Annotated in this window: 5 protein-coding genes; 1 reads left to right on the plus strand and 4 read right to left on the minus strand. The window is 72.1% G+C overall.

Translation table 11 applies throughout. The annotated features are described in order from the left end of the window. Positions 1–7: 7 nt before the first annotated feature. The gene (locus tag ACFU53_RS42745; RefSeq protein WP_384005184.1) at positions 8–1,357 is read right to left on the minus strand and encodes a hypothetical protein; all 1,350 of its coding nucleotides are present in this window, start codon (positions 1,355–1,357) and stop codon (positions 8–10) included. 539 nt (positions 1,358–1,896) lie between these two features. Between ACFU53_RS42745 and ACFU53_RS42750 the strand changes: the two genes are divergently transcribed. Continuing rightward, positions 1,897–3,609: a bifunctional 3'-5' exonuclease/DNA polymerase gene (locus tag ACFU53_RS42750; RefSeq protein WP_384005185.1), complete on the plus strand. Its 1,713-nt coding sequence runs from the start codon at positions 1,897–1,899 to the stop codon at positions 3,607–3,609. 55 nt (positions 3,610–3,664) lie between these two features. Here ACFU53_RS42750 and ACFU53_RS42755 read toward each other — a convergent pair whose 3' ends face one another. From ACFU53_RS42755 to ACFU53_RS42765, 3 genes are all read right to left on the minus strand, one after another. Beyond that, entirely contained in the window at positions 3,665–6,976 is a 3,312-nt protein-coding gene (locus ACFU53_RS42755; RefSeq protein ID WP_384005186.1) for a BTAD domain-containing putative transcriptional regulator, read from the minus strand. Positions 6,977–7,290: 314 nt separating this feature from the next. Further along, positions 7,291–8,190: a glycosyltransferase family 2 protein gene (locus tag ACFU53_RS42760; protein ID WP_384005187.1), complete on the minus strand. Its 900-nt coding sequence runs from the start codon at positions 8,188–8,190 to the stop codon at positions 7,291–7,293. 663 nt (positions 8,191–8,853) lie between these two features. After that, positions 8,854–10,290: a Tat pathway signal sequence domain protein gene (locus ACFU53_RS42765; RefSeq protein WP_384005188.1), complete on the minus strand. Its 1,437-nt coding sequence runs from the start codon at positions 10,288–10,290 to the stop codon at positions 8,854–8,856. Positions 10,291–10,590 lie beyond the last annotated feature (300 nt).

Below are 10,590 nucleotides of genomic sequence, written 5' to 3' on the forward strand. Positions count from 1 at the left end.
TGGGAGATCAGATGGTGCCTTCCTCGGCGGCGATCCGTGCCTGCACTTCGGCGCTGTCGGTGCCGGCGGCGCGGTTGCCGTAGCCGCGGTGGATGACCATGAGTTGGTCTTGCGTGCCGTTCTTGTCCCGGTAGACGACCACGGCTGGTCCGGCCCCGCTGGTGTGGCCGGGGAACTGCTGGTCGGCGGTCCAGTGGCTGCCGCTCATCCAGGTGGTCCACCACAGCTTCTGGTCCCCGTTGCCGTGGCCGCGGTGGACGCAGTAGAGCTTGCCGTCGAAGACCGCCAGGCCGGGCCCCTCCAGGCTGTGGTGGGCGTCGAACCTCCTGTCCTCGGTCCAGTTGGTGACGAAGGAGGCGTGGTACAGGGATGTGTCGTTGCCACTGCCGCGATGGACCAGATGGAGCTTGCCGTCGTACACCGCCAGGGCCGGGTTCGAGGCTGTGGAGTGGCGGGGGAGCGGGGTGTCTCGGGTCCAGCCCCCCGCGCTGGTGAAGGTGGTGTGCCACAGCGTGCTGTCAGAGCTGGCACCCTTGTGGACGCAGTGCAGCTTCTCGTCGTACACCGCCAGGGCCGGGCCGACGGAGCTGGAATGGGCGCCGAGTGGCCTGTCCTGGGTCCAGCCGTTGCCGTCGAAGGTGGTGTGCCACAACTTGGTGTCGCTCCCGTGGCCCCGGTGAACGCAGTGCAGCTTGCCGTCGTACACCGCCAGAGCCGGGCCGGCAGCGCTGGAGTGGGCGTCGAACCTCTTGTCATCGGACCAGCCCTTGTCCGGGTCGAACTCGGTCCACCACAGCTGCTGGTCGCTGTTGCCGTAACCCCGGTGGACGAGGATCAGACGGCCCTTGAACACGGCCGCCGCCGGGTTCGCGGCGCTGGCGTGGCCCGGGAACATGGTGTCCTCGTTCCACTGAAAATGACCGGTATCCGCGTTCCGACCGAACACCGTCCACCACAAGTTGGGGTCCTCGGCGGGATTGATACCGATCGGGATGAGCATCGTCGGCGAGACCCACGGCGAGACCAGCTTGCAGCCATACCCCCTCGACACCGCCTGCACCCAGACCTTCTGCGCCATGGCCGCCAGGGTGACCAGCGATGATAGGGGCTCCTTGAGCGCTTCGCCGAGGATGTCCGCGAGGTGGTCCTTGATCTCCAGGTACGCGTCCACAGCCGCCTGGTTGAGGTGAATCTCAAACCCCCACCACTTCGCCTTGAACTCCACCGTGGCGGTCAGCGCCTCCAGCTCCTTGCGTGCACGATTGGCCCGCTCCACCAGTTCCGGCGGCGGCGTGTCGTAGAGCCCGCTGTTCTGCGGCGCGCTGTCCTGGGACTCGGTGGACTGATCAATGGCCATGGTTTCCCTCTCTGATGGCGAGTCGTTCCGGCCTGTCTGGGCTCGTTACGCAAAGATCCCGGCGGACCCCAGGATGCACACATAGCGCAACGAAATAGTTACATAGAGTAACTTATTGACCTCAGGACTACTCAGTCCGGCGGGAAACAACCATAAACAGCCATACAGGGAAAAATGGGACTGATTGTCACCAGGCGCTGACAATGCCTTCCCAACCGGAGGTGGGCACCGGCCAGGTGGCGCAGACAGGACATTGAAGGGGCTTCTGGCCAAGCTCATGACTTGTTCAATTGAGCGCAGTGGCTCGGTCTGCAGCCGTAGCGTCCAGGGTGTCGGTCGGCACGGGCCCGCAGTGCTCCTTGCCGCCCCGCGCGGGCTGGCTCACTGACAGCGTGCCGCCGCCGGCCGACACCCACGCGGTGTGGCTCGACAGAACAACCGGAAGACAGCCCAGCAGAGCGTCAGTCAGACCCCGAGCCACGACCACCGCGACCTGAGTATCAGCATCAATGTCAGACCCCCCTGTCACACTCGCACCCATGACCGACCGGTGGGCACTCGCTCCGGCCGAGGACGGTGGCGTGGAGGTCGCCCCCCTCGGGACGGACGGCATGCTCGCGGGGCCGGTGGTGCGGGAGGCGGATCTCGGGGAGGCGGTGCGGCGGCGGGGGCCGGAGGTGGGGCGGTGGGTGTGGCGGGCCACCGGGGAGGTGTATCCGCGACTGCTCGCCACGGGGGTGCGGGTGGAGCGGTGTTATGACATCGAGGACGCCGAGAGCCTGCTCCTCGGGCATGAGGGGCGGCTCGGGGAGCCCCGTTCCGCGGCCGCCGCGCTCGCCCGGCTCCGCCACACTCCCGTCCCGCCGGACCCGCCCCTGCGCTCGGCCGACCCCGGCGCCCAGCCGTCCCTCTTCGAGCCCCGCCCCGTCCACGTCCCCCTCACCGACCTCGTCGAGGTGTACGCGGACCAGCAGCGACGGCACGACGCCACCGCCCACCCGGACCGGATGCGGCTGCTGACCGCCGCCGAGTCCGCCGGCATGCTCGTCGCCGCCGAGATGAACCGCGCGGGTCTGCCCTGGCGGGCCGACGTCCACCGTGAGGTGCTCCACGAGATGCTCGGCGAGCGGTACGCGGGCGGTGGTGAGCCGCGTCGGCTGGCCGAGCTCGCCGTCGAGGTGTCCCAGGCCTTCGGCCGACGTGTGCGGCCCGATCTGCCCGCCGATGTCGTCAAAGCCTTCGGGCAGGCCGGCGTCCGTCTTCGCTCCACCCGCCGCTGGGAGATCGAGAGCCTCGACCACCCTGCCGTGAAACCTCTCCTCGAATACAAGCGGCTGTATCGGATCTGGGTCGCCCACGGGTGGTCCTGGCTGCAGGACTGGGTGCGGGACGGGCGGTTCCGGCCCGAGTTCCTCGCGCACGGCACCGTCACCGGGCGGTGGGTCACCAACGGCGGGGGCGCGCTCCAGATCCCCAAGGTGATCCGCCGCGCCTGCGTCGCCGACCCGGGCTGGCGGCTCGTCGTCGCCGACGCCGACCAGATGGAACCACGGGTCCTCGCGGCCATCTCCCGCGACCCCGGGCTCATGGAGGTCGCCGGCCGCCCGACCGACCTCTACCAGTCCGTCTCCGACCGCGCCTTCTCCGGCGACCGCGCGCAGGCCAAGCTCGCCGTGTTGGGTGCCGTGTACGGGCAGACGTCCGGGGACGGGCTCAAGAATCTCGCCGCGCTGCGCCGACGGTTCCCGCGCGCCGTGCGGTACGTCGACGACGCGGCCCGCGCGGGCGAGGAAGGCCGCCTCGTACGGACCTGGCTCGGGCGTACGTGCCCACCGGCGGCCGGCGCCTCCGACGCGGCGGCCGAGGAGGCGGGTATCCCCCAGGCCGACGCCGACCTCGAATCCCCGGAACAGGGGCAGGGGCAGGGGAGCGAGTGGGTGCCCGGGTATGCCTCCACCAACTCCCGTGCGCGCGGCCGCTTCGCCCGCAACTTCGTCGTCCAGGGCAGCGCCGCCGACTGGACCCTGCTCCTCCTCGCCGCCCTCCGCCGCGCCCTCGACGGCATGGCCGCCGAGTTGGTCTTCTTCCAGCACGACGAGGTGATCGTGCACTGCCCGGCCAAGGAGGCGGACGCCGTCGTGGCAGCGATCCGTGAGGCGTCGCAGCTGTCGGGACGGCTGACGTTCGGGGAGACGCCGGTGCGGTTTCCGTTCACCACGGCGGTGGTGGAGTGTTATGCGGATGCGAAGTGAGCACCGTTCAAGGGCGCGGGTTGTGGGGGGGGCCGAGCGCAGTTCCCCGCGGCCCTTACGGGGCGCGGTCCTTCAGCAGTTCCCTCAGGTCCACCGCCACCGTCGAGTCCGTGTCGTCCAGGACCGCTTGGGCGCGCTCCCACTCCCGGTACGCCTCCTCGACTCGGCCCTGTGCCCGCAGGAGCAGCCCGCGCTGGTGGCGGGCGAGGCCTACGGCGTACTGGTCGGCGCGGCGTTCGGCGAGGTCGAGGAGGAGGACGCACTCGTGGGACGCGCGGTCCGGCTGCCCCAGCTCGCGCAGGGCCCGTACCAGGCCCAGCCGGGTCTTGGACTCGCCCTGCCAGTCCTCGTCGTCGCCGAGGATCCGCAGGCTCTGCTCGAAGTTGCGTACGGCGGCGGCCGGTTCGCCGAGTCTGAGGTGGGCGTAGCCGATGTTGCAGTGCGCGGTGTGCCGTACGACGAGGCTGTCGGCGATCTCGCCGAGGGCCAGGCTTCGCTCGTGGTGGGCGATGGCGGCCCGCGCGTCCGTGTGCTTGTACAGGTTGCCGAGGTGGCTGAAGGTCACCGCCTCGCCGTACGGGTCGCCGAGCTGCCGGGACAGCTCCAGGCTCTGCCGCAGCGTCTCCTCGCTCTCCTCGTACCGGCCGAGGCTCTCCAGTACGAGCCCCCGGTTGTTCAGGCAGCGCCGTACGCACGACACGACCCCGAGCCGCCGCCACAGCTTCAGGCCCTCGTCGTTGAGGGCGAGCGCCTCCGAGGCCCGGCCGGACATGAAGTGCAGCCCCGCCCGGTCCGTGAGTGCGAACGCCTCTGCCTCGTCGTCTCCGAGCAGCCTCGCCACGTCCAGGGCGAGCCGCCCGAGAACGTCCAGTTCGGCGAGCCGGCCGCCTCGGTGCAGGTAGGGGAAGAGGTAGCGGACGAGGGCGGGGACGAGTGCTGCGGAGGCGCTGCGCTCTCGGGAGCAGCGTTCCACCAAGGCGACGATGTTGGGGAGTTCGCGGTCCCCCCAGGCGAAGGCCTCCTCGGCGGAGGCGAAGGGCGGCTCCATGGGCTGCGGCTCCGCCGTGGGCGTCGTCGTACGGAGTCGTTCGTCGCGCTCGTATCCCGTCGGGAGCATCACCAGCAGGCTCTGCCGGGCGCGGCCGGTGTACCAGCGGAGGACCTGTTCGACGGCCTCGGCGGTCTCGGTGGCGGTGGTGGTGTCGGCGAGTTCGCGGGCGAAGTGGCGTACGAGGTCGTGGGGGACGTACCGGCCGTACGTCGTCTCGTCGAGGAGGGCCACGTCGACGAGGCGGTCGAGGGCGGTCTCGGCGCGGAACTCGTCGGTGCCGGTGAGGCGGGCGAGGAGGGGTGCCCCGTACGCGGGCAGGTCGAGGGCGCCGATGTGCCGGAGGGCGTGGGCCGCGTCGCGGTCGGCCTCGCGGTCGGAGGCGCGCAGGGCCTCGTGGGCGACGGCGAGGGAGCGGCGGACGCTCAGATCGTCGTATTCGAGGTGGTGCAACCTCCCTTCCGTGGCGGCCAGTTGGCCGGCCAGCGCGTCCGGGGTGAGCGCGCGCCGGGCGGCGAGGCGGGCCGCGACGACGCGGAGGGCGAGCGGGAGGCGGCCGGTGAGTTCGACGAGGGGGTGCGCGGCGTCCAGGCCCGCCGCACGGCCCGACGCTGCCCGCAGCAGGGCCGCGCTCTCGTCGTCCGACAGCGGGGCGAGCGGGAAGCGGTGGGCGCCGTCCAGTGCGGTGAGCGGCGAACGGCTCGTCACGATGACCGCGCAGCCGGCGCCGGCCGGGAGCAGGGGGCGTACCTGGGCGGCGTGTGCGGCGTCGTCCAGCACCATGAGTGTGCGGGTGGGGGCGAGGGTCGAGCGGAGCAACGCGGCTGCGGCGTCCGGGTGTTCGGGGATGCGGCGGGGGGCGGTGCCGAGGTCCCTGAGCAGGGCGGCGAGGGCCTGGGCCGGGGTGAGGGGGGTCATGCCCGGGGTGGCGCCGTGGAGGTTGATGTACAGCTGGCCGTCGGGGAAGTGCTCGGCCAGTTCGTGGGCGAGGTGGAGGGCGAGGGCGCTCTTGCCTACGCCGGCCATGCCGCTGATGACGACGGTCGCCGTTCCCTTGGTGGGGGACGGACGCCCAAGAGCTCGGGGGGTGCTGCGGTTCGGCGAGTGCGGGTCGCTGGTGGCCGGTCGCGCAGTTCCCCGCACCCCTGTCGGGGTGCGGGCCGGGTCGACTGCGAACGCACCCGTTCCCAGTGCGTGCCTCAGCTCTGCCAGCACCGCTCCTCTGCCCGTGAAATGGGCCGGCGGAGGCGGTAGTTGGGCCGGGCGCGGCGGGGGCTCGTCCGAAGGAACGCCGGTCGACGTCGCGGGCGGCTCGGGGCCCTGTTCGCGCAGGATCTCCACGTGGGCGTCGCGTACCGCGTGGCCCGGTTCCACGCCGAGTTCGTCGAGGAGGCGGGCGCGGAGGTCTCGGTGTACGGCCAGGGCCTCGGCCTGGCGGCCCGTGCGGTGGAGGACGAGCATGAGGAGCCGGTGGAAGGCCTCGCGGAGAGGGTGCTCGGCGACGAGGGCGGCGAGTTCGGGGGCGAGGGCGCCGAGCGCGTGCGCTCCGGTGGCCTCCTCGCCCGCCGGGCCGGCCGCGAGGCGGAGTTCCGCGTCGTACCGTCGCTCCAAAAGCAACAGCCGGGCCTCCTCCAGACGTTGGACGAAGGCCTGGGCGCGGAACTCCTCGACCCGCAGGCCGCCCAGCGGTGTCCCCCGCCAGAGGGCGAGTGCGGCGGCGGACTCGCGCACGGTCCGGGCCCAGTCCCGCTCGGCGTGGGCGGTGCGGGCGGCTCGGGCGTGGGCCTCGAAGACGCGGACGTCCAGCTCGCCCTCGTCGACCCGCAGCAGATAGCCCGGCGGGATCGCGCGCAGCCGCTCGGGGTCGTCCAACAGCCTGCGCAGCCTGGTCACATGGTTCTGCAGCGACGCCTGCGCGGACGGCGGTGGCGCCGCGTCCCACAGCACGTCCTTCAGGGTGTCGACGGAGACGACCCGCCCGGGTTCGAGCAGCAGCGCGACGAACAGGGCCCGCATCTTGCCGCTGCCGACGGACCGTACGCCGCCACCGGAGACGCCGTCGGATGCACTGGCGGATGCACTGGCGGATGTGCCGTCGGATGCACTGGCGGAAGCGCCGGGGGAAGCACCGGCGGTAGCACCGGAGGCGACACCGCTGGAGACTTCATCGGAGCCGTCGCTCGAACGGCCTCCATCGCCACCGGAGTTGCCGACTGACCGACCGTCACCACCGCCATCGGAACCCGCGGCGCCCCGGCCGTCCCCGGCCTCGTACAGAACCGGCGGACCGAGCAGTCCGAACCGCAGCCCGTCCGGCATAGAACCCGTCCGCTGCCTTCCCGCACCGTCGTTCCGGGCCCGCCCCGCGGCGACCTGCCGCCGCCTCCCGTACGGCTCCCCGTGGAACCGTTGGGCTCATGTTAGCGATCCGTTGGCGGGACCTGATGTGATCACTTCATCGGATCCGGCGACGACGGCGCACGCGTGGTACGCGTAGCTCGGGGGAGTGCCGCCGCCGCCGCCGGATCCGGAAAACCGCACAAAGCGCTGTGCCCCGGTCGATGGGGGTCAACGACCGGGGCACTCGTGTTGCGCGGCACAGTGAGAATGTCCTGCTGGACAGGCCCGTCGGGTCAGAGGATCGGCGGCCGTCCCAGCGACGTCAGGCGCCATACCGTCCGCCAGCTCATGGGCCGGCGTTCGCCGCCCGACTCGCGCCAGCCCTCCACGAAGCCGCTGAACCACGCCTTCAGCCCGCCCACCGAGCGCATCCGCAGCAGGGTGATGAGGACCCACACCCCCAGGTGCACGGGGATGAGCGGGAGCGGGAGGCGGCGGCGGGCGAGCCAGACGCGGTTGCGGGCGTTGACGCGGTAGTAGATGGCGTGCCGGGCGGGTGAGGTCTTCGGGTGCTGGAGAAGCAGTTCGGGGGCGTACAGCACGATCCAGCCGGCGTCGAGCGCCCGCCACGCCAGGTCGGTCTCCTCGTGCGCGAAGAAGAACTCGGCGGCCCAGTCGCCCGTCTCGCCGAGCATGGCCATGGAGAGGGCGTGTCCGCCGCCGAGGAACCCGGTGACCGGCCCACCGCGCATCGGGTCCTTCGCGCCGACCCTCGGCACGTGTCGCCGCTGGGTCTCGCCGTGCTCGTCGGCGATACGGAACCCGACGATGCCGAGGCGGGGGTCGGCGGCGTACAAGTCCCGTACGCGGCGCAGCACATCGGCGTCGACGAGCAGGCCGTCGTCGTCCAGTTCGACGACGACGTCGACGTCACCGAACTCCCGCAGCCGTTCGAGGGCCACGTTCCGGCCGCCGGGGCAGCCGAGGTTCTCGTCCACCTCGATGAGCGTGACCTCGCCGGGCAGTCCGAGCCGTTCGGCGAACTCGGGGAGGGGACACCCGTTCCCCACGACGACGATCCGCTCGGGCGCGACGTCCTGCTTGGCCACGGAGGCGAGCAGCGCGTCCACCTCGGCGGGCCGATTGCCCATCGTCACCACGGCGACAGCGACCCGAGGCCCGGCCTCCACCACGACACCAACCCCATCCCGTTCACGGACGCCGACGACAACCAGCAGAGCCGACGGCCGTCGACCCACAACCCGTTTTCCACCGACTGTTTACGGCCAGGATGCTAGTCGTTCATGTCGGAGACTTCGCACCGACTCCTCGAGTACGCCGCCTCGCCCCCTCCCGTACGCACATGATTACGAACCTGACCCCCCGCCCGCGCCGGTCATTCCCGGCCCTTCTCGGGGGTGGTTGGCGTGGATCTACGCTTCCGGGATGGCGGAGCGGGGGAACGGCGCAGGTTGGATGGGCCGGGTGGGCCGGGACGATCTGGTGGACCGGGAAAACTTGGTGGGCCGGATCGGCGGAGGGGACCGCGCGGGCCGGATCAGTCAAGTGGGCCGGACCGGTCAAGTGGCCGGGCATGACGCCGGAGGAGGCCGTCTACCGGCACGCCGTCGGGCGGTACGTCCGTCATCGTGCCCGCCGGCGGAACACCGGCCGGTACGGCGAGTTGGGGAGCGGCCGGTGCCCGTGGTTCGAGGGGGCCACTCCCAGACGCCTCCTGCGACTTCGCCGACGGCTGGTCCACCCCGGGCTGAGACCGGCCGCCCTCCCGGGGCGAGGCCACGGGGCGCGGTCGCCCGGCCCCGCCCCGCCCCGCCTCGGTCAGCCGTCGGTGGGTGTCAGGCGCGCAGGGGGTTGGAGCGCACCGCCGCCATCAGGTACCAGGCCGTGGCGCCCGTGTGCCGGTACGGGTAGTAGCCGAAGCCGAAGCCCGTGTCGAGGGGGCTGGTGGCCGAGACGATGCCGGAGCGGTCGGGGAGGGCGCGACCACCGACGGTCTGGGCGGTGCCGAGGTGGTCCTGGGCGCGTTCGAGGGAGGCGAGGAGGCGCCGGGCGTGCGTCTCGTCGCCGCGCGCGCCCCGGTCGCGCAGGGCGAGCGCGAGGTGGGCGGTGCCCTCGAACCAGACGCCGTTGCGGTTGGGCTTGGGCTGGAACTCGGCGATGGGCGCGTCCTCGTTCGCGAGGAGACTGGCGGAGCTGAAGGTGACGCCCTCGTACGACTGCCCGGCCGGGACCGTGCTGTTGCGGCGTTCGGCGTTGTCGAGGACGGCCAGTTCCGTGGCCGCCCAGTCCAGGGAGCGGGAGTGGCGCTTCGAGTCGAGGGCGAGGTGGGTCCAGGTCTGGGTGTCCTCGGGGATCGGTGACTTGTTGACGGTCACGCCGTCGTTCGTGCCGGTGTAGAAGAAGCCGCCCGACGCACCCTGGGCCGGCTCCCACATGCCCTTCACGAAGGCCTCGGCCCGCGCGCGCCGCTCCCACCACACCCGGTCGCCGGTGAGCCGGGCGAGCCGTCCGAACAGGCAGACCAGGTCGGTGTTGTGCTCGGTCGAGGTGAACGGAAGCTTCTCGTTCGCCCCGTTCACACCGAACTTGTAGCCGCCGAGGGGCTCGTCGGTACGGCCGGTCCGCTCGATCCACTCCCCGATCCGCACCGCGGCGGCGAGGAACCGCCGGGCCCCGGTCCGCCGGGCCAGCGCGCTCAGCGCGATCCCCGCCCAGGCCATGTCCCCCACGGCCGTCCCCGTGAAGCCGAACTGGGTGCCGACATTGGCCGTCCCGTCCGCCCGGACGAACCCGTCCGGCTGGGGTACGCCGTCGAAGAAGACGTACGGCCCGACGTTGTACGCCTGGCGCAGCCGGCCGTCGTCGTACGCCGGGTCGTGCTCCTGGGCGTAGATCAGCGCGTCCCCGAGCGCCACCGCCCTGGCCCGCCCGTCCGCCGTGCGCACGGCGAGGTGGGCGAGGACCGCGAGCGCGTTGTCGTACGTGAAGGCGGTGCTGAACAGGCCCGCCTGGTCGGTGTAGCTCTGGGTCAGCCGGATGTCGCCGTGGTCGGGGTAGGCGTCCATGGCGGCGGCGAGGAATGCCTGTCCGCGCCGCCGGGCCGAGGCCCCGGCCGCCCGGGGCGCCGCGTGGGCCGGGCCGGAGCCGACGACGGTGAGCGCCGCCGCGGCCCCGAGGCCGGTGCCGAGGAGCCTGCGGCGGCTGACCGCCGGTGCCGGGTCCTGTCTGCCGGTCGCGCCGGTCATGCCGGTGCTGTCGATGCTGCCGGTCATGGGTCTCCCTTGGAAGTGCGGGCCTGAGGGCGCGCCCGGAGTCGAGTTCTGAGAGCGCTCTCAAGCGCGTGCGGGCTCATTCTGCTGGTGCTCCCGGGGCGGGTCAACGCCCGTGCCGCCCATGCCAATTGAAGGGGACGAAGGCGGAGGGGGCGGGACCGGGGGCAAGGGAACACGGACGTCCCGCGCACCTACTGGGTGCGCGGGGCCCCTTCCCGGATCCCCGGCCCCCGCTACGCGGACACCGCCACGCCGAACCCCGCCCCCCGAACCCCGCACCGCGACGTCAAACCTCCACCA

The organism is Streptomyces sp. NPDC057474 (assembly GCF_042802555.1).
In the GTDB taxonomy this organism is placed as follows: Bacteria; Actinomycetota; Actinomycetes; order Streptomycetales; family Streptomycetaceae; genus Streptomyces.

Excerpts from the sequence above, each read along its gene's own strand:
- ACFU53_RS42750 (WP_384005185.1), top strand. The coding sequence starts at position 1,897 with ATGACCGACCGGTGGGCACTCGCTCCGGCCGAGGACGGTGGCGTGGAG.
- ACFU53_RS42755 (WP_384005186.1), bottom strand. The coding sequence starts at position 6,976 with ATGCCGGACGGGCTGCGGTTCGGACTGCTCGGTCCGCCGGTTCTGTAC.
- ACFU53_RS42765 (WP_384005188.1), bottom strand. The coding sequence starts at position 10,290 with ATGACCGGCAGCATCGACAGCACCGGCATGACCGGCGCGACCGGCAGA.
- ACFU53_RS42745 (WP_384005184.1), bottom strand. The coding sequence starts at position 1,357 with ATGGCCATTGATCAGTCCACCGAGTCCCAGGACAGCGCGCCGCAGAAC.